19 protein-coding genes and 1 pseudogene are annotated in these 21609 nt (G+C 60.4%); 10 read left to right on the top strand and 10 right to left on the bottom strand.

The features are described from left to right. Window positions 1–12 precede the first annotated feature (12 nt). The gene (locus tag M0D64_RS20220) at window positions 13–351 is read right to left on the bottom strand and encodes a P-II family nitrogen regulator (protein ID WP_006048089.1); all 339 of its coding nucleotides are present in this window, start codon (window positions 349–351) and stop codon (window positions 13–15) included. 398 nt (window positions 352–749) lie between these two features. On the opposite strand from M0D64_RS20220, the gene M0D64_RS20215 reads away from it, so the two are divergent. The 8 genes and pseudogenes from M0D64_RS20215 to M0D64_RS20180 all read left to right on the top strand — a co-directional run bounded on the left by M0D64_RS20215 (window position 750) and on the right by M0D64_RS20180 (window position 8326). Next, window positions 750–1007 (top strand): accessory factor UbiK family protein, encoded by a 258-nt coding sequence (locus M0D64_RS20215; protein WP_154564624.1) that lies wholly within the window; start codon window positions 750–752, stop codon window positions 1005–1007. A gap of 121 nt (window positions 1008–1128) precedes the next feature. After that, window positions 1129–1377: pseudogene (locus tag M0D64_RS20210) on the top strand (magnesium chelatase domain-containing protein); the annotation flags it as partial. 84 nt (window positions 1378–1461) lie between these two features. After that, window positions 1462–1767, top strand: a complete 306-nt coding sequence (locus tag M0D64_RS20205; protein WP_266258961.1) for a hypothetical protein — start codon at window positions 1462–1464, stop codon at window positions 1765–1767. Next, window positions 1768–2925 carry a tyrosine-type recombinase/integrase gene (locus M0D64_RS20200; protein WP_266258960.1) on the top strand — a complete coding sequence of 386 codons (1158 nt, stop codon included), beginning with the start codon at window positions 1768–1770 and terminating at the stop codon, window positions 2923–2925. Next, window positions 2922–4616: a phage integrase SAM-like domain-containing protein gene (locus M0D64_RS20195; protein WP_266258959.1), complete on the top strand. Its 1695-nt coding sequence runs from the start codon at window positions 2922–2924 to the stop codon at window positions 4614–4616. The genes M0D64_RS20200 and M0D64_RS20195 overlap by 4 nt, the downstream gene beginning before the upstream one ends. Continuing rightward, a complete protein-coding gene (locus M0D64_RS20190; RefSeq protein WP_266258958.1) occupies window positions 4613–6475 on the top strand; it encodes a hypothetical protein in 1863 nt (620 codons plus the stop codon). Before M0D64_RS20195 ends, M0D64_RS20190 begins: the two co-directional genes overlap by 4 nt. After that, window positions 6472–6888, top strand: coding sequence for a TetR family transcriptional regulator (locus tag M0D64_RS20185; RefSeq protein ID WP_266258957.1), 417 nt, complete (start codon window positions 6472–6474; stop codon window positions 6886–6888). The genes M0D64_RS20190 and M0D64_RS20185 overlap by 4 nt, the downstream gene beginning before the upstream one ends. 61 nt (window positions 6889–6949) lie before the next feature. Beyond that, on the top strand, window positions 6950–8326 hold the full coding sequence (locus M0D64_RS20180; protein ID WP_266258956.1) for a YifB family Mg chelatase-like AAA ATPase: 1377 nt from the start codon (window positions 6950–6952) through the stop codon (window positions 8324–8326). 341 nt (window positions 8327–8667) lie between these two features. On the opposite strand, the gene M0D64_RS20175 is transcribed toward M0D64_RS20180, so the two are convergent. Continuing rightward, window positions 8668–9336, bottom strand: coding sequence for a hypothetical protein (locus M0D64_RS20175; RefSeq protein ID WP_266258955.1), 669 nt, complete (start codon window positions 9334–9336; stop codon window positions 8668–8670). Between the two features lie 173 nt (window positions 9337–9509). Between M0D64_RS20175 and M0D64_RS20170 the strand changes: the two genes are divergently transcribed. Further along, window positions 9510–10040 (top strand): TlpA disulfide reductase family protein, encoded by a 531-nt coding sequence (locus M0D64_RS20170; protein ID WP_154564188.1) that lies wholly within the window; start codon window positions 9510–9512, stop codon window positions 10038–10040. Between the two features lie 87 nt (window positions 10041–10127). Here M0D64_RS20170 and M0D64_RS20165 read toward each other — a convergent pair whose 3' ends face one another. The 8 genes from M0D64_RS20165 to ugpQ all read right to left on the bottom strand — a co-directional run bounded on the left by M0D64_RS20165 (window position 10128) and on the right by ugpQ (window position 20268). Then, window positions 10128–11480 (bottom strand): sigma-54 dependent transcriptional regulator, encoded by a 1353-nt coding sequence (locus tag M0D64_RS20165; protein WP_171925151.1) that lies wholly within the window; start codon window positions 11478–11480, stop codon window positions 10128–10130. 16 nt (window positions 11481–11496) lie between these two features. Further along, complete coding sequence (locus tag M0D64_RS20160) at window positions 11497–13497, bottom strand: ATP-binding protein (protein WP_171925150.1); 2001 nt, start codon at window positions 13495–13497, stop codon at window positions 11497–11499. 46 nt (window positions 13498–13543) lie between these two features. Then, a complete protein-coding gene (locus tag M0D64_RS20155; RefSeq protein ID WP_266258954.1) occupies window positions 13544–14824 on the bottom strand; it encodes a dicarboxylate/amino acid:cation symporter in 1281 nt (426 codons plus the stop codon). 441 nt (window positions 14825–15265) lie between these two features. Then, a complete protein-coding gene (locus M0D64_RS20150) occupies window positions 15266–16336 on the bottom strand; it encodes an ABC transporter ATP-binding protein (protein WP_154564182.1) in 1071 nt (356 codons plus the stop codon). Window positions 16337–16368: 32 nt separating this feature from the next. After that, the gene (locus M0D64_RS20145; RefSeq protein ID WP_093645611.1) at window positions 16369–17160 is read right to left on the bottom strand and encodes an ABC transporter permease; all 792 of its coding nucleotides are present in this window, start codon (window positions 17158–17160) and stop codon (window positions 16369–16371) included. Beyond that, window positions 17157–18095, bottom strand: coding sequence for an ABC transporter permease subunit (locus tag M0D64_RS20140; protein ID WP_093645614.1), 939 nt, complete (start codon window positions 18093–18095; stop codon window positions 17157–17159). Before M0D64_RS20140 ends, M0D64_RS20145 begins: the two co-directional genes overlap by 4 nt. Before the next feature lie 158 nt (window positions 18096–18253). Further along, complete coding sequence (locus tag M0D64_RS20135; protein ID WP_154564180.1) at window positions 18254–19366, bottom strand: ABC transporter substrate-binding protein; 1113 nt, start codon at window positions 19364–19366, stop codon at window positions 18254–18256. A gap of 116 nt (window positions 19367–19482) precedes the next feature. Beyond that, a complete protein-coding gene (ugpQ, locus tag M0D64_RS20130; RefSeq protein WP_266258953.1) occupies window positions 19483–20268 on the bottom strand; it encodes a glycerophosphodiester phosphodiesterase in 786 nt (261 codons plus the stop codon). 556 nt (window positions 20269–20824) lie between these two features. Between ugpQ and M0D64_RS20125 the strand changes: the two genes are divergently transcribed. Then, a complete protein-coding gene (locus tag M0D64_RS20125) occupies window positions 20825–21595 on the top strand; it encodes a DeoR/GlpR family DNA-binding transcription regulator (protein WP_266238584.1) in 771 nt (256 codons plus the stop codon). Window positions 21596–21609: the final 14 nt, after the last annotated feature.

The following is a 21609-nucleotide window of genomic DNA, read 5'->3' as shown; positions in this document are numbered from 1 at the left end:
TATCTTTTGGTGTTACAGAGCGTCCGCGCCGGTCTCCCCGGTGCGAATCCGAATCACTTGCTCGATCGGCGTGACAAAAATCTTGCCGTCGCCGATCTTGCCGGTGCGTGCCGCGCGTTCGAGCGCCTCGATCGCCTGGTCGACGATGTCGTCCGAGACAGCGGCCTCGATCTTCACCTTCGGCAGGAAATCGACGACGTATTCAGCGCCCCGATACAGTTCCGTATGGCCCTTCTGACGACCGAAGCCTTTGACTTCCGTCACCGTGATGCCTGAGACGCCGATGGCCGACAAGGCTTCGCGCGCCTCATCGAGCTTGAACGGCTTGATGATTGCGGTAATGAGTTTCATGAAATCCCTCGCTAAGTTGCGTAACCCGTTGCGTAACCCTGTTTGCGTACCCTGTAACCCGTTCGCGTGGTCTCGTTCCGCTGCCGGTAAAAGCACCCGGCAGTGCGCGCGGGGCAGTAACAGCAACTCGCATGCCATGTTGTGTCAGACTTCGTCCGGGGCATGCTGCAGAAGGGGCGCAAGCCGCCCTGGCCGGATGGCCAACGTTGGCGGGGCACGGTGGCGCGGCGTATGGATCGTTGCTAGAGTGTTCGAAGGCATTTAACGTTTGAGCGCGCACCAAACGGGCTCATGCGGCAGCGGCAGGCAACAAGCCATGCACCAAAGCGGACCATTCGACGCGACAAAGCACAGGCGCAATGAAACATGCACATTTTTTGTGCATTAAGGGGAACACCATGAAACAACCGAACGATGTCTTTAACGATTTTCAGGCCCGCATGAGCGAGCTGTTCAAGAACTCGCCGGCCAAAGATGTCGAACGCAACGTGAAAGCCATGCTGTCGCAGGGCTTTTCCAAGCTCGACCTGGTCACGCGTGAGGAATTCGATACGCAGACCCAGGTGCTGGTGCGCACCCGCGCGCGCCTCGAGGAGCTGGAGCGCCGCGTCGCCGAGCTCGAACAGAAACTGCCGGTCACAACGCAAACGCCCTGAAGCTTTGCTCGCAGCGCTTTAGCTGCGTAGTGCTGCACATCACTGGCAAGCGAGCCGTGACGTCATCAGCGTTTTAGGGGACTCGCGCGCGCCATCTGCGCGCGGTCCGACGGGAGAAAACATGTCGCTTGCCGTGGTGCGCAGTCGCGCGCCGGCCTCTGGCCGCGCGCCCGAAGTAACCGTCGAGGTCCACCTCGCGAACGGATTACCCTCTTTTTCGATCGTCGGCCTTCCGGATCTGGAAGTGCGCGAAAGCCGCGAGCGCGTGCGCGCGGCGCTACAGAACTGCAGCTTCGATTTCCCCGTGCGGCGCATCACCGTCAATCTCGCGCCTGCCGATTTGCCGAAGGAGTCCGGCCGCTTCGATATAGTGTGTACGAAGTGTTAGTATTAAATGGTTTTGAATTCAGTCTCTTAGAGACGAGCAGCAGGTGGGGGTCCGGGGGAGGATTCGATGCGTCGCAAGGCTGTGGATAACTTTGACCTGCAACGCTGGCGTGCCCTGTCGGCCGCTGAAGCGCTTTCCGCCATTGCCGATTACGCCAAGATCGATGCCTCCTTCAGACCGTTGAAATCGGCTATGTCAACGCGATGGCACGCGACCGTCGGCGATCTCCATTTTGAATTCCTTTGTACGGGGCCGAAGTTCTGGGACACACGGAACAAGGCGGGCGGCTGCGGTGCGGTAGATCTCGCGATGCACTTGCTGAGCATCGATTTCAAGCACGCTGTAGCGATGCTCCGAACAAAGGGACTTTAGATGTATCTCGTTCGCAGCACCGCCGAGTACAAGATTGACGGCCGATCACGGTCTGGATTCCCGATATTGCTTTGGAACGACATGAGCAGTTGCTGGGAGGCCAATGAGTTTCTGCGGCACTACCTGTCGCGAGGCTCAATCGGCTCGAAGAAGTCGTGGAGGCCGACTGGCCAAGCGATCTACGACTTCTTCGGATTTCTCCAAGCCCATGAGTTGGCCTGGAATGATGTCGATCGCGGAGAACAGAAAGATCTCGTCGGTGCTTATCGTGACTACTGTCTCGATACGGTGAAGCACGAGCGGTCGACCGTTCGACAACGCCTTGTCTATGTGATTGCGTTTTACAAGTTCGCTGCGAGCAAAGGCTGGATCAGCAAGATCCCATTCGAGTACGAACGACGCCGTGCCCCAAATTCGTCGGCCTTCCTTGCACATACTGACGCGTCCGGCAATATCCGCGAGGTTGCTTCGCCGATGCCGCGTGCACGGCGGAAGCTAATCAAATATCTGACGCTAGATCAGGCTAAGGCACTTACCGCAGCAGCCGTCAACCCGCACCATCGAATGATCATTCGATTGGCCCTCGGTTCGGGCCTGCGGCGAGAGGAATTAGCGACGTTTCCCGCAAGCTATGTCGCTAACGCTCAAAGTTCTCGGCCGGCTACCAACAACGTTCGGATTGTCCTAGATCCCAGTGACGGGACTGGGATGAAGACCAAAGGGGACAATCCAAGGGCCATCTTCATCCCGAGAAGGCTCATGGATGAACTTCATCATTACCTGTTGCATTGGCGCGGCGAACGAGCGTCCCTGTCAGATGAAGAGCAAAAGCCACTCTTCCTCACCCAGGCTGGACTTCCATGGGCAGATGATGGGAAAGGAATCGAGGCGATGGTCAGAACCCTCGGCAGGAAAGTTGGCATCGCCACATATCCGCACATGTTGAGGCACACCTATGCGACTCAAACGCTAGTGGCATTGCAGAGGCACCGCAAGAGCAATCGTATCGAGCCGGTGGTGTTTCTTCAGCGTCAGCTCGGGCATTCGAGCATCGCAACAACAATGCTCTATCTGCATTTGGTCAACGAGCTAGCTGACGACGCCCAACTGGCGTACGACGAGGAACTGATGGCACTTGCGATGGAATACGACGAATGAGCAAGCGGAAAGTCTTCCCGCGTTCAGATCTGGCAACACCGGCGGTCGAGCAGGTCATCGCCACCGATGGAGTCGTCGCCATCTCGCCGGATGCCATTCCGCCCGCCATCACGCGCGTGTATTTCGCTGTATCGGCGACGGAAGGGGCACGCAGTTACGACTTCGGTAAGTGGTATGGGGTAAAGATAGACGAGATTGTGTACGCGTGTCAGCGACAAATTGAGCGCTTCACGGACAAGCAGGACGCCGAAGTCTCTCCTGCCACCGTTCGGGCGTACGCTGACGCCTTGAATGGCTTCTTCAACTATACATCGATGGTTGCGGCCGCGCGCGGCGAGCCACTCGCTTTGAGGCACATTAACCGGAGCCTGATTGACGGATTCCTAGGGTTTCTGCGCGACACGGGAACGGCAACATCTTCGCAGAAGAGCTGCTATCACGCGGTCAAGGCGGTACTAAAGGCGCTTTGTCGTCGACAGCTGATTCGCGAGGAACTCGCCGGCGATGAGCGAACATTCCCGTCGAACCCGTTTCCTGGAGTCCACCGAACAACGAAAGGTGAGAAGCCACTGACGCTCCGCGAAAAGCGAGAGGTGGCACGCGTGTTAAGGACAGCCATCACGCCGCTCTTTGATGAAGCGGCAGTGCCGACATCCCAATTGTTAGCCGCCGCCTTCTTGCTGGTCGCACTGCACACCGGCCGCAACACGACTCCTCTCCTTGAGATGACTCTGGACTCACTTCGTCCGCACCCGAAGGACGGCACGATGTTTCTCGTCCTCTACAAGCGTCGTGGGCACTCGACCAGTAAGGTCGCATTGAGGAACGATCGCACCGACACACTCGACATCGAATCCGTCGGCGCAGTTAAGGCTACGGTAACGGAAATCATTCGGCGCGTCATTCACATCACCAGTCATACGCGCAATCAAGCGCCAGAGGGACTGCGGCAAATGGTGTGGATCTACCCGCTCGCCAGCGCCACGTTTAGCTTCGGATCTGCGGGCCGTGTGACTGCTTTGTCTTCGTCGACACTGGGCATCGCAATCACTGCTCTGGTATCAGCTAATGGTTTGATTGACGCTTCAGGAAAGCCGCTGCGACTGAATGTTAGTCGCCTGCGCAAAACGTTCGTAAATCGAATGTTTGAGCTTCTCGACGGAGATCTCGCGGCGACGGCCGCCGCCGCTGGAAACTCACCTTCAGTCGTTGACCGCAGCTATCTGGAGCCTGGCGAAGAAGCGAGTAAGAACTGGCGATTCATGGGCATGACGCTCGTTAACGAAATGCTGACCGGAACCCTCGGTGCGACCGAAAGAACGCCGATTGCGCGGTGTAGCGACACGAGCCATGGGGAGTACGCGCAGAAGCAAGATCGGTCGGTTTGCATGAGTTTCCTGAACTGCCTAAGGTGCAGGAACCTTGTTGTGACGGGCGACGACCTATATCGTCTTTTTAGCTTCTACTGGCGCATCTTGAAGGAGCGGACTCGAATGGACGTCAAGCGTTGGCGGCGACAGCTCGCGCACATCGTTCGGCTTATCGAGCAAGATGTCATTGAGCGAGGTCTTCGGCGGAAGGTGTTCACTCAGGCGATGCTCGATTATGAACGTGAGCGAGCCCGTATCGATCCGCATCCTTTCTGGAAGGCTGACACCATCATTTCTGATCTGGCGGGAGCAGAGGCATGAGCAACGCACCCGCGTACTTCCTTGAGCAGCCGGCCACCGTCAAGGGCCTAGTAGCAGAACAGCGGAACGCTCTGATCGTCTCGATGCGAAAGACGACCGACCACACCTGGTCGGTTGTCAGTAATTACGGCGATCAGATTTGGTGGCTGAGCGGATTCACAACCGCCACGCGCAAGAGTGACAAGAAGCTGGACTTTGACTTCATCCCAGCTGAGTTCCGGGACATCGCTAAAGAGACAACGTACCGGTATTTGCGGCGCGGCCGAGACGGCGGCAAGCGCCCCAAAAGCGCGAGCGTCGTTAACTACTTCAGGGGGATGGTTGCCTTCTTTCGCTACCTGTCGGACCTCGGCATCTCGGGCCTTTCTGACGTAACTCGTTTGGTTTGTTCCAATTATGCTCTGTTTTTGACGCAGAGGATGGAGGCGACCGCGAAGCCACTGCTCGCAGGTACCGTCATAAAGAGGCTGGCGTCCATTGAGGCGTTGTATGAGTTGAGTCTCCACACGGATGACCCAATGCCATCTCATCCCTGGCCAGAGTCGTCCGCTATGCACCTATCCGGTTACGGCAAAAGTAGACGAATCGAGGGTAGGAAGACACCGCTCATTCCTCATGAGCAGTTCGCGCAACTGTTTCAAGCTGCATGGGCGCTCGTCCAGCGGGCAGACTACCTGCTTGATCTTCGCGATGCGCTGGCAGAGGTTGAGCGCGCAGCGCATGGACTGACTCGTCAGACGGTCAACGTTAGGAAGGCAAAATCACTGCAAGCTCTCGGCTGGAACGAAGGCGTCAAGACACTATATATTGAGCTTACTAAACTGCGCACGGCGTGCTACATCGTCGTGGCGAGTCTCAGCGGATGCCGAAACCACGAGCTAGCCTTCCTTCGCAAAGGCTGCTGCTACAGCACCGAAGACTCAGACGGGGTGCGGTATTGGTGGATGCGATCTCGATCCTCCAAGACCGACGAAGGGCACACCGAATGGATGATCCCAGAAGCCGCGGTTACCGCCATTGGGGTCATGGAGCGCTGGGCGGCACCGCTTCATGTCGAATTGAACGAAGAGATCGACCGACTTTGCCGCGAAGGCGCAGCAGTTGATGCGATCGCCGATGCCGAAGATCACATCGATGCACTATTCGTTGGCCAAGATCGTGCCAGGCACGCCGTCGTCAGGACGATCGCAACCCATCGTTGGAATGTCGTTCTGAAAGAGTTTGCGAGCCAGCATGGCATCAAGATTCGCCTTCGGACGCATCAGTTTCGGCGCACGTTCGCCAACTACGCCGCTAGGAGCCAGTTCGGGGATCTTCGGTACCTGAAGCGTCATTTCAAGCACTGGTCAATGGACATGACTTTAGGCTATGCCTTAAACGAAGATCAGGAGATGGCTCTGTTTCTGGAAATCCAGGACGAGTTGGACGATCTGAAGGAAAACGCAGCGGCAGATTGGCTATCGCCTTCTGCGCGGCTCGCAGGTGGCTATGGCATCAACCTAGTCGACTGGCGCAGCCGAGAAGAGAACATCGTAATGTTCAAGAGTCACGGAGCGATGGTGCGATCTATCGCACGGTCAACGGCGATTCGTAGCAACGGCCATGCATGGTGCACAGCAGACAGCCACGACTGCGCGGGAAATGATATTGATCGATTGCGCTGCGGCGACGGGTGTTCAAACGGTGTAGTTGGCGAAAAGCATATCCCGATGTACAGCAGCCTCTACAGCGATCTTGAACGTCTCCGTTCATGTGATGACATCGGGGCTGGTGGAGTTGCGCGTGTGGAGCGCGACTTAAATCGGTGCCGCAAGCTTCTTATCCAGCTGGGGCATGACCAGCTTAAGGTCGTCCAATGACCCGAGTACGCAAAACGGCAGAGGCGCGTGAGAAGGACCTCAAGCTTGCAATCTTCCGCATTGAGAGAGGGCGAGCACATACCAAGGCCACCAAGATCAATTTCACGACGGTGGCGCTCGAAGCAGGTGTCTCCGCGAGCCTGATTCACAACTGCCACCCTGACATTGCCGAACAGATCCGGAACAAGACCGGGAGGTCCAGTCGAGAGCAGCGGGATGTAAAGCAAAACGAACTGAAGGAAGAGAAAATCAAGAACAAGCAGCTTCTCAGTGACCTCAAAGAAGCTCAGGCGATGATCGCTAACCTCGCAAGCATCAACGAAACACTGCTCATCCGAGTTCGTACTCTCGAAGCTGCGGCGGCCGCCGGGAACGTCAGAACGTTCCCCCGAGCGCCGCTCAAAAACAGTTAGAAGCGCCAAGTGGTCGTTTTTCCGCAACGAAAAACAAACTAACTGTTAGAAACGCACCAAAATGATCGATCTGCCGATCGCCTTGGGCATTCTGGCGGCGAGCGGGCAGATTCCGGCCGAGTCCCTCCTGCATCGTGAATTCGCCGGCGAACTGTCACTGACCGGCGCGCTGCGGCCGATGCGCGGGGCTTTCGCGATGGCCTGCGGAACGGCCCGCAGCGGTGCTTCTCACGGCGGCTCGGGCGGCATGTCTGATTCTGCGTCTATTCGTATTACTTCAGCCGAACCGGCGACGTCCGAGACGTCCGCTCAATCTACCCCGCAGCTCTATCTGCCCGCGGCAAGCGCGGCCGAGGCAGCGCTCGTGCCGGGTGTCGATGTCTATGGCGCCACCGATCTGCCGTCGCTGTGCGCACATCTGGCCGGCGCGCCCGACGCCAGGCTTTACCCTGTCGCGGCGCCCGACCTCAGCGAGACCGCGCCCGCCGCCGTTCCTGACATGGCCGACGTGATCGGCCAGCGCGGCGCGCGCCGCGCACTTGAAGTTGCCGCGGCCGGCGGACACCACGTCTTGCTGGTCGGGCCGCCCGGCGCGGGCAAATCGATGCTCGCCGCCCGCCTGCCAAGCCTGCTCCCACCCATGACCGACGACGAGGCGCTCAGCTCGGCGGCGTTGCTGTCCGCCAGCCGGGCCGGCTTTACGCCCTCGCAATGGCGGCAGCGGCCGTTTCGCGCGCCGCATCATTCGTCGAGTGGGCCGGCGCTGGTCGGCGGGCGCAATCCGCCGCAACCCGGCGAAATCACCCTGGCGCATCTGGGCGTGCTGTTTCTCGACGAATTGCCGGAATTCGACCGCCATGTGCTGGAGACCCTGCGCGAGCCCCTCGAGGCCGGGCGCATCACGATCTCGCGCGCCGCCTTGCAAGCGGATTTTCCAGCAGCCTGCCAGTTGATCGCCGCGATGAACCCCTGCCCCTGCGGATGGCGCGGCGACCCCAACGGTCGCTGCCGATGCACGCCGGAAATCGCGGCGCGTTATCTGCGCAAGCTGTCCGGGCCGCTGCTCGACCGGATCGACATCCAGCTCGAGATTCCTGCGCTCACGCCGGCGGAGTTGTCGGCGCGCTCCACCACCGCCGGTGAATCGAGTGCAGCGATCGCCCTACGGGTGAATGCCGCTCGCGAGCGGCAACTAGCCCGGCAAGGCAAAACCAATCGGGAACTGGGCGGACGTGAAGTGGACGAGGTCTGCCGCCCCGGCACAGACGGTGAAGCTTTGCTGCGCCAGGCCGGCGAGCGCTTCGGTTGGTCGGCGCGTGCTTACTACAGAGTCCTGAAGGTGGCGCGGACCATCGCCGACCTGGCCGGCGCGGCTATGCCGAGCGCGGCGCAAGTCGGTGAAGTCATCCAATATCGCCGGGCGTTTGGGTCTGTATAAGGCGAAAAATCGCCTGTCAAGACTTGACTTATGCACAAGTGCGCGTTCCAGATAAATCTGGAAACAACTGAAAGGCATACAGAGACACGCATCCCAAAAGCATTGATTTAATTGACTTATTTCGACCGCCCGGAGCTGACTCAGTCTGACAGAATGCCCACGGGATGGGCATCTGCGGCAAAAAACGCGAAGTTCTCAACAGAGTTATCCACAGCCTCCGTGCGCAACCGGAAAACTTCAACGTAAACCGGGAATTAGCGCGCGATGCTACGAAGGAACTTTCACTGTGCACTACGATCTTGTCGCGCACCGAGTTGACCAAAAAACGCCGCTTTCAACTTTCAATAGAGCTGGAACGACGAAAAAAACTGGTCGACCTGCTCCTGCTGCACCGGCTTGGACGCAATGATCGCGGCCTGATACACATGCCGGCCACGCGCGACCAGCCGCGCATAGACTGTGCGCGTCTCGTGTTGCGAGCCAGCCTCACCGGTCAGCTTCATTTCCAGACCCAGCACCTGACCGCCTGCGGCCAGCGGAATTTGCACCGCGTGCGCGTCCGGCGCGGCGCCGACGTTACGGGCGAGCCCCGTGCGCAGGAATTCGAGGGCGGCACGCTGCGTCGCTTCGTCATCGCTCGGCAGCATCACGGTGCCGACCGCGAACACGGCGTCGCCGGCTTCGGCTGTCTGCATCGCCATCTGCATCGGCTTGCCGTCGATCTGGACCGCGCGCTGATCGTTGTCCGGCTTGGCCGGCAGGTCGACCGTGTAGCCGTTGTCGTTATTCATGACGGTGCGCCAGTCGAAGGTCGGCGAACACGCTGTCAACGCGCCGCCCAACGCCAGCGCGCAGGCCACCGTTCGGAGAACTGCTCGTGCTCGCCGCAAGCGGAAAGCGGCACCGGCCGGGCGACCGTTTGCCAGGGCGAAACGTGAGGAACGGCTAACGGGGCGGCCAAACGGGATGATGGAGATTCGGGCAAGCAAGCGAAAAGCAGTTCGGAGCATGGGGACAGAAGATCGGACTGACAGGAACGTAAAGTCCTATTATCGCCTCCCGGGCCGCCCGCTGCCGCGTTGCCGGAATGGGGCTACAATAGCGGAGCCAAGCAATACCGGATTTAACAGTCCAAATCCACGTACTGTTCCGCGCGTTCTGCGCGACTCTCGAGGTTCCGTTCATGAGTTCCACCCCGTCCACCGCCGCACGGCGCGCGAATCCGCTTCGCATCATCATCATTGCCGTCGTGGCCGTAGCGATCGCGATTGCCGGCTATTTCGCGTTCGCCGGCCAGCAGCGCGTGCCGGATGCGACCTTCACGTTGCTGTCGGGCCAGAAAGTCTCGACCGCCGATCTGAAAGGCAAGGTCTACCTGGTCAACTTCTGGGCGACCAGTTGCGACACCTGCATGAAGGAAATGCCGCAGATGGTCCAGACCTATAACCGCTTCAAAGGCAAAGGGCTCGAATTCGTCGCCGTCGCAATGAACTACGACGCACCGATGTACGTGGCCAACTACACGCAAACCCGCCAGTTGCCGTTCAAGGTTGCAATGGACGACGGCTCTGCCGCCAAGCAGTTCGGCAATGTGCAGCTCACGCCGACCACCTTCCTGATCGATAAGGACGGCAAGATTCTGAAGCGTTATGTCGGCGAACCGCAATTCGCGGAACTCGACCAGTTGCTGGAAAAAGCGCTCAACGCGGCCTGATTGCCCCACGAACAGCCTGAAGTAAAACACCCAGACAAACACGCCGGCGCCGAGGTCATACCGCCTCGCCGCCGGCGCTTCAAATCCTCACCGTTCCCCTTCCCCTTTGGCCGCGAGGCCATATCGCTTGATCTTCTCGTAGAGCGTCGCCTTTCCAAGCTGCAACTTGTCTGCTGCGACCGCGACTACCCCGGCGGCCTGCTCCAACGCCTCCGCGATCACCGCCCGCTCGAATTGCTCGACACGCTCCTTCAACGGTTGTGGCGCTACGCCGTCGTCGGCGAAAGACATGACCGGATCGTCGGCGACGCCGAGCACGAAACGGTCGGCGGCATTGCGCAGCTCGCGCACATTCCCCGGCCATTCGCGCTGCATCAGGCTCGCACGCTGCCGGTCCGTGAGAATCGGCGCAGGGCGTTGATAACGCACCGCCGCATCCAGCAGGAAGTGCTCGAACAACGGCACGATGTCTTCGCGACGCTCGCCCAAGGGCGGCAGCGCGATCGTCACCACGTTCAGCCGGTATAGCAAATCGCGCCGGAACGAGCCGTCCGCGACATGCTCGGCCATGTCGCCCTTCGCGGCGGCCACCACGCGACAATTCACGCGAATCGGCTGATTCGAGCCGAGCCGTTCCAGCACCCCGTCCTGCAACACGCGCAGCAGCTTGACCTGCAACGCGAGCGGCATGCTCTCGATCTCATCGAGGAACAGCGTGCCGCCCGAAGCATGTTCAAGCTTACCGATGCGGCGTTTTGCCGCGCCGGTGAAGGCACCGGGTTCGTAGCCGAACATTTCCGACTCGAACATCGGCTCCGGCAGCGCGCCGCAGTTCACCGCGATAAACGGTTTGTCACGCCGCGGCGACAGTTCATGCAGACTACGCGCGATCAACTCCTTGCCCGCGCCCGTGTCACCGTTGATCAGCACCGACGCGTCGGTCGGCGCGATATTCGCGATCAGCCGCCGCACCTGCTCGATTGCTGGACTACGACCGATGATGCGCGGCGCGACGGTGTTCTGCCCGGCCAGCTCACGACGCAGCGCGAGGTTCTCCAGCACCAGCTTGCGGCGCTCCAGCGCACGTCGCACGGTTTCGATCAGACGCTCGGATGCGAACGGCTTTTCGATGAAGTCATACGCGCCGTCACGCATCGCCTGCACGGCCATCGAAATATCGCCGTGACCGGTGACCAGAATCACCGGCACGTCTGGCGCGCGCTCGTGGCACTGCGCAAGCAGTTCGAGTCCGCTCGCGCCAGGCAAGCGAATATCGCTGACGATCACCCCGGAGAAATCCGCGCTAATCATCTTCGCTGCGGATTCCGCCGACGCATGGCCGATCACCTCGAAGCCCGCCAGTTGCAAACTCTGCACGCTGGCGCGCCGCACCAGCTCGTCGTCTTCGATATACAGCACCTGCAAGCCGTCGTTCAGCATGTTGTTCTCGTCTGATTCAGGAACCCGTGGTGAGCGGGTCCGATGTATGGCTCGTCTGCACGCGCGCGCGGCGCAGCGTCAATACGAATAATGCACCGCCGTCCGGCGCGTTGCGCGCCACCAGTGTGCCGCCGCAGTCGCGCGCAATCGACGATGAAATCGCGAGGCCGAGCCCCAGGCCCTGGCCCATTTCTTTCGTAGTGAAGAACGGTTCGAACAGACGCGGCAGCACGTCGTCGGGAATGCCTGGGCCGTTGTCGTGCACAGCGAACGACACACTCGACTCAGCGGTTTCGATCTCGATCGAAATGCGTGGCGGCGTCATCCCCGCCGTTGCGTCTAGCGCGTTGCCGAGCAGATTGATCAACACCTGTTCGAGCCGCAGATCGTCGCAATTGGCAACCAGATCGGAGGGATCGTCGGCGAGATTCAGCGGCATGCGCGCGCCGGTGCCGGCATCGAGCAAAGCGAACTCGACTTCGACGCCTTGCAGGCGCTTTTGCAGCAGCGCGATGACGTTGCGCAACGCTCGCATGACCGGCGCACGCGCACTGCGCGGCCGGGCGCGGCCGACAAACAACTTCAACTGATTGGTGATCTTGCCCATGCGCTCGGTGAGCGCAGCGATCGCTTCGAGATTTTCGAACGCCGACGCCTGGTCGCCGCGTTCGAGCAGCACGCGCGTGTTGTCCGAGAAACCACGCAGTGCCGCGAGCGGCTGATTCAATTCATGCGTGATGCCGGCCGCCATCTGACCCAGCGCGGCTAGCTTGCTGGCCTGGATCAGTTCATCGTGCGCCGCGCGCAGTTCCTGTTCGGCGCGCGTTCGCTCGGCGACTTCCTTCTGCAACTGCTCGTTCGCCTGCGAGAGATCCGCAGTGCGCGCGGCCACGCGCTGGTTCAATTCAGCGTAGGCCTTTTGCAGCAGCGAACGGCTGCGCATCACTTCTCGCACCCGGGCACGGCGCATTCTCCAGTAGAACGCGAACAGCACCAGCGACACGTAGCCGAAGCCGGTCACGATAGTCGCATTGCGCGCGTCAGCGTTGACAGGACCGACCGGTGACATCGTGATCAGATGCCAGTCCGGCTCGCCCATGCCGCGCCGCGACGCCAGATAGCGCGGCGCATAGCGGCCGCCGCCGATACGCACGATCTGCGCATTGCCTTCGAGCGTGCGCTCGATCGTCACCGGCAGCGGCGGGATCGGTTGCTGCGCATACTGGCGCGCCTGGTAGATCGAGTCCGCGACTTGCCCCGACAACGGCCTGATCGTGTGATATTTCCACGCCGGCACCGACGACAGAAAGATCACGCCGTGATCGTCGGTGACAACTAGAGGTTCGGACGCATCCGCGCCCTGAAACCATTCGAGATCGAGTTTGACGACTGCCACGCCGACGATCTTGCCGTCACGCCGCACCGGCTGCGAGATGTAGTAACCGGGCGCCTGGGAAATCGTGCCGATACCGAAGAAGCGGCCCACGCCACCCTTCACCGCATCGAGAAAATACGGCCGGAATTGATAGCCCGCGCCGATGAAGCTGCCCGGCCCATGCCAGTTGCTCGCGGCGACGCAATAGCCGTCGAGCGGAATGATGTAGGTGACCGTTGCCCGCGCGTGGCGGTTGAGGTCCTCGAGATAGAGATTGGCGCGTTCGACGTTGGCAGGGCTGGGATTGACCAGCACGTCTTGCACAATGGGATGTTCGGCCAGCAGATAAGGCAGCGATTCGTAGCGCTCGAGCGTGCTTTTCAGCGCGCTGGTCGTGCGATCGACCCGCACCGCGGCGTTGCGCCGCAAATTATCGATCCCGCTCTGCCACGCGATGGTGTACGTAAGCCCGCACGCCACCACGAGCCCGGCGACGAGCGCGAAGAGGATCAGCAGGCGGCGCGTCACGTTGGCAATATCCGATCGGTGAGGATCGGATATTGTGGCATAAGGCGCCGCGTCGTCGGCGTAAGCTTCGTCGGCCGACGGCGCTGGGTCCCGGCTCGCGGTCGCCGCTTTCATGGGTGGGCGTCCGCGGCCGAAGTCGTGCTCGTGACGGTTGCCTGACTTAAGCCTCGGCCGGCTCTTTGACCGCCACTTCACCCCGCAACGCGGCGTTCAGCTTGTTGCGGTCCAGTTCTTTTTCCCATGCCGACACCACCACCGTCGCCACACCGTTGCCGACGATGTTCGTCAGCGCGCGGCATTCGCTCATGAAACGGTCGATACCGAGAATCAGCACCATGCCCGACAGCGGAATGGTCGGCACCACAGCGAGCGTGGCGGCCAGCGTGATGAAGCCTGCGCCCGTCACACCGCTCGCGCCCTTCGACGTCAGCATCGTCACCGCCAGCAGCGTGAGCTGCTGCGTCCAAGTGAGGTCGGTGTTGGTCGCCTGAGCGATGAACAGCACGGCCATCGTCATGTAGATGTTGGTGCCGTCGAGGTTGAACGAGTAACCGGTCGGCACCACGAGGCCCACAACCGAACGCGAGCAGCCGAGCTTTTCGAGCTTCAGCATCAGTTGCGGCAGCGCGGCTTCCGACGAGCTCGTGCCGAGCACGATCAGCATCTCTTCCTTGATGTAGCCGACAAAGCGCAGGATGTTGAAGCCCACCGCACGCGCGATGATGCCGAGCACGACCACCACGAACACGATCGAAGTCAGATAGAACGTGCCGATCAGCTTGAGCATCGGCAGCAGCGAGCCGATGCCGTACTTGCCGATGGTGAACGCCATCGCGCCGAACGCGCCGATCGGCGCCAGCTTTGTGATGATGCGCACGACGCCGAACAGCACATGCGAGAGCCCGTCGATGAAGTTGGTGACGACCTTGCCCTTCTCACCGGCCGTGGCCAGCACCGCACCGAACAACAGCGCGATCAGCAGGATCTGCAGGATTTCGCCCTGTGCGAACGCCGACACGAGCGTGTCCGGGATGATGTGCATCAGGAAGTCGACCGTGGTCTGACCGTGCGCCTTCGCGGCATACGAAGCGACCGCCTTGCCGTCGAGCGTAGCCGGATCGATGTTGAAGCCGACGCCCGGTTTCAGCACGTGCGTGGCAATCAGGCCGAGCACCAGCGCGAACGTCGAGACGATTTCGAAGTACAGCAGCGCCTTGCCGCCGACGCGCCCGACCTTCTTCATGTCTTCCATACCGGCGATACCCGTCACCACCGTACAGAAGATGATCGGCCCGATCACCATCTTGATCAGCTTGATGAAGCCATCGCCGAGCGGCTTCATGTCGACGGCGAAGTCCGGCGAATAATGGCCAAGCGCAATGCCGATGATGATCGCCACGATCACCTGGACGTACAGCACTTTGTGGATAGGTTTCTTCACGATGTTTCCTGCGATATGGGTGAGCTCAAGGCCTGCCACGCTGCGCATCATGCGAACGAATAGTCGTCACGCCTGTGCACGGCATTAGGCCGCGACAAGACGACGAATTCAGATATACCGGGAAGGGAAATCAGACATCGTTGTCTCCTTGCTTTAGTTGTCGGACCGTTGCGGCCGCGTGATCTAAATTGCAAGGTCGATGCCAGCTTGACGAAAAGCGAACTGCTTTGATTTTTATAGGTTTTTTGGCGTGTTACAGCACGCGCAGTCCGGGATTCCGGAAATCCGGACGAGGGGCGTCGGGGAATCCGGAATCCGTCCATGCCACAAATGCGGGAAAACCCGGAGAGCCTTTGGGGCTGGGGCTTTTGCCCACTTCATCCGAAACCGCCTGGTCTGTACGCGGGGCTTTCGCCAACGTCAGACACTGCTGTTCGGCTTCTATGCACCACCCTCTTCCAGCACCAGCAAGTTCTCGTGCGAGAAACCCAGCGATACCGGTTGACCCCGTTCGGGCAAGCCGCGATTCGGGTCGTTGAACACATCGAGTGAAATCACCGCGTCTTTCACGCGCGCTCTGATACGCACCACCGCGCCGAGGAAATTTACTTCTTCGACGGTCGCGTTCAGCGTATTGCGGCCCGGCGCGGCCGGTTCCAGCACAATGGCTTCGGGCCGCAGCGCGAGCATGCGCTTCTTGCCCGCGTCGTCTGCCGGCAGTTCTTGCGTGGTAGTCAACTCCTGACCGTCGACGGCCATCTTGCCGGTCTTCGGGTCGATCACATGCCCCGCCAGAATGTTCAGCGTGCCGACGAACGACGCGACAAAGCGCGTACGCGGATAGTTGTAGATTTCCGAAGGCGTGCCGATCTGTTCGACGCGCCCCTCGTTCATCACCACGATGCGGTCGGAAATGGACAGCGCCTCTTCCTGATCGTGCGTGACGAAAATCGACGTGATACCTAACTCGCGCTGCAACGCGCGGATGTCTTGCCGCAACGAAATGCGGATCTTCGCGTCGAGCGCCGACAGCGGTTCATCGAGCAACAGCACCTGTGGCTTGCCGGCGAGCGCGCGCGCCAGCGCCACGCGCTGCTGCTGGCCACCCGACAACTGCCACGGATAGCGCTCGCCGAGATGGGGCAGCTTGATCAGTTGCAACATCTCCTCGACGCGCTTCTTGATCTCCTCCTGCGGGCGGTGCGTGATCTTCAATCCGAAGCCGATGTTATCGGCCACCGTCATGTTCGGAAACAGCGCGTACGACTGGAACACCATGCCGACCTTGCGCTGCCGCGTGCGCAGGTACGTCACGTCCTTGTTATCCAGCCGGATGATGCCGCGCGTCGGCGTTTCGAAGCCGGCGATCATCCGCAGCACCGTGGTCTTGCCACAGCCGGACGGTCCAAGGAACGTGATGAATTCGCCGCGCTCGATCTTCATGTCGAAGTGATGCAGCGCCGTGTTCGCCCCGAAGGACTTATGCAGATTTTCGATCTCAAGGAATGCCATGATTCGCTGCCTTAGTCGGTCAAATTAGTCCGTCAAATTTTCTGGCCGCTAAGCGCGCGTGCCGAGCCGAATACCTGAATCAAACCCATCGACGCCCATGTGATCACGAACGCGATGATCGCAAGCGCCGACGGTTCATACGCGCGGTTCGCGCCGATCAATTGCAGATACGGGCCGAACGCGGGGCGGTCGAGCAGACTCGCCAGCGTGAACTCGCCGATCACGACAGCAAAGGTGAGAAACGCGCCGGACAGAATGCCCGAGCGGATATTCGGGAAGATCACTTTGAACAGAATCGTCGGCCAGTTCGCCCCGAGACATTCGGCGGCCTCGGTCAGCGAGCGCACGTCGACCGCGCGCAAACCGGCGTCGACTGCGCGATACATGTACGGCAGCGAGAGCGTGACGTAACCGAACACCAGTAACAGGTCGGTCGCGCGTTCGTTGGCCGTGAGCGGCAGAATCGAACTGCTGTTGTATATGCGCAGATAACCGAACACGATCACGATCGCCGGGACCACCAGCGGCAACAGCGTGATGAATTCGACGACCGGCCGCAGCTTCGGCAGCCGCAACTGCACGTAGTACGCGGTCGGCACCACCAGCAATACGCCAACAATGATCGTCAGCACCGCCATCAGGATCGAATAGCCGAACGAGGCCTGGAAGCGTGGATCGCTCAGCACGACGCTATACGCCTCGAAGCTGTAAACGCCGCGTTTCATGCGCAGGCTGAATTCGAAGGTGGCGAGCAACGGAATCAGAAAGTACAGCGAACCGACGATCATCGCGGTCCACGCACCCACACGCGACTGGCTTTTCATCGACGGCCCCTTTCAGCGCGTGAACGCAGCCAGATGTAACCACCATTCGACAAGCCCGTCACGAGCACCATGCCGAGTGCGAGCGCGTAGCCGAGGTTCTGGTTGTGCATGACGTCGCCGCGAATCTGCGCGTACAGCAGGATCGTGACGATGTTCAACGAACTGCCGGTCAGTGCGTAAGCCGTGGCGACTGCGCCAAACGAATTGGCGAACAGCAGCAGCGTGGCGCCGAGCACGCTCGGCCACAACACCGGCAACGCTACGTGACGCCAGTATTGGAAGGCCGTGCCGCCGAGGCAGTCGCAGGCTTCACGCCACTCGCGCTTCAGGCCGTCGAGCGCGGGCGTGACGATCAGCACCATCAAAGGAATCTGGAAGTACAGGTAAGTCAACGTCAACCCGGAAAAGCTCAGAACGCTGAAGCCCGTCGAGTACAGGTTGAAGCCGAGGTACTTCTTCAGCAATACGGTCACGAGACCGACGCGCCCCAGCGTGCAGATGAAGGCAAATGCGAGCGGCACGCCGGCAAAATTCGAGGCGACGCCGGAGAACGTCATCAACGTAGGACGAATCCAACCCGGCAATTTGCCTTGCACCGCCGCCCACGCGAGCAGCGAGCCGATCAACGCGCCGCCGAGCGCTGAAGCGGCGCTTACCTTGAAGCTGATCCAGTAGGCGTCCAGCACCGTGGGCTGGAGCAAGTCGCGAAAATTGCCGAGCGTGAAGTGGCCTTGCGGATCCTGAAACGCGCCGACCATCAGAAAGCCGGTCGGCAGAATCAGGAACAGCAGCGCGAAGGTGAAAAACGGCACCACGCCGATCCAGGCGAGGAACTGCGACGCGCGGCCCGGACCGTTGACGCGAGGCGTTGGCGTGGGTACAGGCGGAACCAGCAATTCCGGCTGCACCGATCCAGCATCCGATGAAGCGCTCATAGCTCACCCTTAGGCAATCTGGCTAACGCCTGGCGCGCCGCTCTCGTGGAGCGGCACGCTACCTTTGAAACTGCACGTTGCGGTTAGAAGCGGCGGCGTGTGCGGCATGCGATAGATCGCCGCCCCCGCTGCCGCCGCAACCGCGTGCGCCGCGACGATTACTTGACGTTCGCGCCGACCGCTTCGTCCCAGTGCTTCGTAATGGTGTCCTTGTAGGCGTCCTGCTGGGACAGCGTCGGGAACACCACGTTCTTGTATGACGACGGCGGCGGCAGCTTGTCGAGCAGCGCTTGCGGAACCTTCTTCGCCGCTACCAATTCGTTATAGCGCATCGGGTGGCAATAGCCGGTCAGCCAGCCGATCTGGCCTTCGTCGGAGTACAGGTATTCCATCCACAGCTTGGCGGCGTTCGGATGCGGTGCGTAGGCGCTGATCGCCTGAACGTACACGCCGGCGACCACGCCCGTCTTCGGAATCACCACCTGCACCTTCGGATTGCCCTTCAGCGTGTCGCGGTCGGCCAGCGCGTTGTAGTCCCAACGCACGACGATCGGCGTGGTGCCTTGCGCGAGCGATGCGGCCTTGCCGATCACCGGCACGAAGTTGCCGTTCTTGTTCAGGTCGGCAAAATACTTGAGGCCGGCCTTGTCGGCCTTGCTCACATCGCCCTTGCTTTGCGACAGACCTGCTGCGAACACGGCCTGGATCGCCTGATTGGCCGTGCGCGGGTCGCCGGCCAGCGAGACGGCGTTCTTATAGTCTGACTTGAGCAGATCGCTCCAGTCGGACGGCGCCTTGTCGATCATGTCGGCGTTCACTTCAAACGACAGCACGCCGTAGTAATCGCCATACCAATAGCCATCGGCGTCTTTCGACTCCTTGGGAATCGAGTTCCACGAAGCGACCTTGTACGGCTGCAGCAAACCCTCGGCCTTCGCGGTCGGACCGAACGACAGACCCACGTCGATCACATCAGGCGCTTGCGGACCCTTGTTGCCCTTGTTCGCCTTGATGGCTTCGACTTCGTCGCCCGAACCCGCATCCGGGTTCAACTCGTTGATCTTGATGCCGTACTTCTTCTGAAAACCGGCCACCAGTTCACCGTAGTTGCACCAGTCGTGCGGCAACGCGATCACGGTGAGTTGGCCTTCCTGCTTGGCGGCTGCGACCAGTGCGTCGAGCGGCGCGGCCGAAGCGCTGCTCACGCCGGCTGCGGCGACACCCGCAGCGGCCGACATCGAAAGTAAACGAGCTAACGCGGTGCGCTTCATAGTTATCCCCATCCTCTGCCGAAATTGCTACGTTTGGAAAATTTCTAATTTCTAGCTCTATGGGTACACGCCTGTGCAAGTTCGCACTCGCGCACCCGTGCCATGCTCAGTCCGGCTCAGTCTGGATTCACCGGCGCTGAAAACATGTCGTGCTCCAGTCTATCGATACGATCTGTACAAATCATGTCGACACCCCATTGCGCAAGCACCTGCGCACGCTCGGGGTCGTTCACCGTGTAGGCCAGCACGCGCAATCCGGCCGCCTTGATCTCGGCGACCAGCGGCTCGGTCAGGTACCGGTGGCTCGCATGCAGCGACACGCAGTCCAACTCCCGCACGATGCGCAGCCAGTCAGCCGGCACCTCTTCGAACAGCATACCGCGTCGCAGCGAGGGCGCCGCATCGCGCGCTGCCGCAAGCGCCTCGAACGAAAACGACGACAGCAGCGGCGGCGTTTGCCCTTGCCACAAAGTCAATGCGCCGCTTGCGACCAGACGCCCGGTGATCTCGTCCCGCCCCGGGCAGGGTTTGATTTCGATGTTGGCGGCAATGCCATCTCGTGCGCAACGTCCGGCGGCTTCGGCGAGCGTCGGCAGATGCGTACCGGCGAACTGCGGGCCGAACCAGGCGCCGGCGTCAAGCGCGGCCAGTTGGTTCCACGTGTGTTCAGCAGCGGCGCCATGACCGTTGGTCGTGCGTTCCAGCGTGTCGTCGTGCAACAGAAAGAGCTGGTTGTCAGCAGAGAGCTTGGCGTCGAATTCGACCATGCGGTAGCCGTAACGCACGCATGCGTCGAAACCGGCCAGCGTGTTCTCCGGCGCCAACGTGCCGCCGCAGCGATGCGCAACCAGCCTCGGATACGGCCAGTCTGCGGATGAGGTGCGATCAATCCCGTTTCCCACGTCTCGTTACCTTCCAGATAGAGCGGGTTAAGTATGCTCTCGACACGTTCCAAGCTGCCACTGCCGTCATGCCACAACTGCGCCATGCAGCCTTTTACGCGCGAGCCCCGCGCGTAGTATCGCGCCAATGGGCGACGCTGCGATAGCTGGCCGCACGGCCAACGTCACGCCCCACTACAGCTCTGCAATCCTATTGTCAGGATGCCGAACCGTGCGGCGTCCCGGCAGCACCGTATACAGTAGCGAATGGTTCAGACGGCAGATCCCAAGATCCATTATGGCGACGACATGTGTCTAACAAATTGCCAAAAAACGCCGCCAAATGCTCGAAATCGGACATTTCAATTCCTTTTCGAACATTTGATGTTCGAAATATGCGCCGCACTTCGATCTGCGAAGGCTAAGGTTAAATACACAAACTTGCAAGCTGCCAAAAAAATACAACACAATTCGGCTAAAGTAGTACGCTTGTCATTGTCCGGACACACATCCGTGTCCACGATGACACCATTAAAACAAGCCGTGTGAACGCGCGTTCACATCCAAGGAAAATTGCATGTGGCAGGAAGACCGTCATCAGAGAATTCGCGCGTTGCTGTCTACGCTTCAGCGCGTGTCGACCGAACGGATCATGGCGGACCTCGGGGTGTCACGAGAAACGGTGCGGCGCGATCTGCTCGACCTCGAAGCACTCGGTGAACTGAAGCGCGTACATGGTGGCGCGATCAAACCCGCTGACGAGGCGCCGATCGCCGAGCGCGCCCACATGCGTGTCAAAGCCAAAACCGCGATTGCGAAGGCGGCCACCGGTTTGATCGCGAGCGGCCAGACACTGTTCATCGACGCGGGCACCACCACCGCGGCGCTCGCTGAAGAGCTGGCGAAACTGGCGAACTTGACGATCGTCACCAATTCCATCGACGTCGCGCTGAAAATGCGTGGCGCCGTGGATCAAACGGAAGCGGCCAACGAAGTGATTCTGCTGGGCGGCTCGATCAGCGATCGGGCGATGGCGACCACCGGCGCGACCACCGTACTCGACATCCAGCGCTATCGTGCGGACATGGCCTTGCTCTCGCCGGTCGGCATCGATCACCGGCACGGCGCCACCAACTACGATCACGCTGAAACCGAAGTGGCTCGCGCCATGGTCGCCAACGCGGACCGCGTGGTGATCCTTGCCGACTACAGCAAGATTGGTCAGCGCAGCCGGATTTCGTACTGTCCGGTCGATCGGATCGATGTGCTGGTCACCAACAAGAAGGCGGCCGAAGCCGCCGACTTTGCAGCGCTGAAAAAGAAGCTGGAAGAGATCGTTCTCGCTTAGGGCGCCGATGTGTT

The sequence above is a fragment of the Paraburkholderia sp. WS6 genome (assembly GCF_030464835.1).
GTDB classification, from domain to species: Bacteria; Pseudomonadota; Gammaproteobacteria; order Burkholderiales; family Burkholderiaceae; genus Paraburkholderia; species Paraburkholderia madseniana.
This window is presented reverse-complemented; position numbering and strand designations above follow the sequence as displayed.

Bases quoted from the DNA above. Each gene is read 5' to 3' on its own strand.
- M0D64_RS20185 (WP_266258957.1), top strand. From the start codon at position 6,472: ATGACCCGAGTACGCAAAACGGCAGAGGCGCGTGAGAAGGACCTCAAG.
- M0D64_RS20145 (WP_093645611.1), bottom strand. From the start codon at position 17,160: ATGAAAAGCCAGTCGCGTGTGGGTGCGTGGACCGCGATGATCGTCGGT.
- M0D64_RS20170 (WP_154564188.1), top strand. From the start codon at position 9,510: ATGAGTTCCACCCCGTCCACCGCCGCACGGCGCGCGAATCCGCTTCGC.
- M0D64_RS20160 (WP_171925150.1), bottom strand. From the start codon at position 13,497: ATGAAAGCGGCGACCGCGAGCCGGGACCCAGCGCCGTCGGCCGACGAA.
- M0D64_RS20205 (WP_266258961.1), top strand. From the start codon at position 1,462: ATGCGTCGCAAGGCTGTGGATAACTTTGACCTGCAACGCTGGCGTGCC.
- M0D64_RS20135 (WP_154564180.1), bottom strand. From the start codon at position 19,366: ATGAAGCGCACCGCGTTAGCTCGTTTACTTTCGATGTCGGCCGCTGCG.
- M0D64_RS20150 (WP_154564182.1), bottom strand. From the start codon at position 16,336: ATGGCATTCCTTGAGATCGAAAATCTGCATAAGTCCTTCGGGGCGAAC.
- M0D64_RS20215 (WP_154564624.1), top strand. From the start codon at position 750: ATGAAACAACCGAACGATGTCTTTAACGATTTTCAGGCCCGCATGAGC.
- M0D64_RS20190 (WP_266258958.1), top strand. From the start codon at position 4,613: ATGAGCAACGCACCCGCGTACTTCCTTGAGCAGCCGGCCACCGTCAAG.
- M0D64_RS20165 (WP_171925151.1), bottom strand. From the start codon at position 11,480: ATGCTGAACGACGGCTTGCAGGTGCTGTATATCGAAGACGACGAGCTG.
- M0D64_RS20220 (WP_006048089.1), bottom strand. From the start codon at position 351: ATGAAACTCATTACCGCAATCATCAAGCCGTTCAAGCTCGATGAGGCG.
- M0D64_RS20200 (WP_266258960.1), top strand. From the start codon at position 1,768: ATGTATCTCGTTCGCAGCACCGCCGAGTACAAGATTGACGGCCGATCA.
- M0D64_RS20125 (WP_266238584.1), top strand. From the start codon at position 20,825: ATGTGGCAGGAAGACCGTCATCAGAGAATTCGCGCGTTGCTGTCTACG.
- M0D64_RS20140 (WP_093645614.1), bottom strand. From the start codon at position 18,095: ATGAGCGCTTCATCGGATGCTGGATCGGTGCAGCCGGAATTGCTGGTT.
- M0D64_RS20180 (WP_266258956.1), top strand. From the start codon at position 6,950: ATGATCGATCTGCCGATCGCCTTGGGCATTCTGGCGGCGAGCGGGCAG.
- M0D64_RS20175 (WP_266258955.1), bottom strand. From the start codon at position 9,336: ATGCTCCGAACTGCTTTTCGCTTGCTTGCCCGAATCTCCATCATCCCG.
- M0D64_RS20195 (WP_266258959.1), top strand. From the start codon at position 2,922: ATGAGCAAGCGGAAAGTCTTCCCGCGTTCAGATCTGGCAACACCGGCG.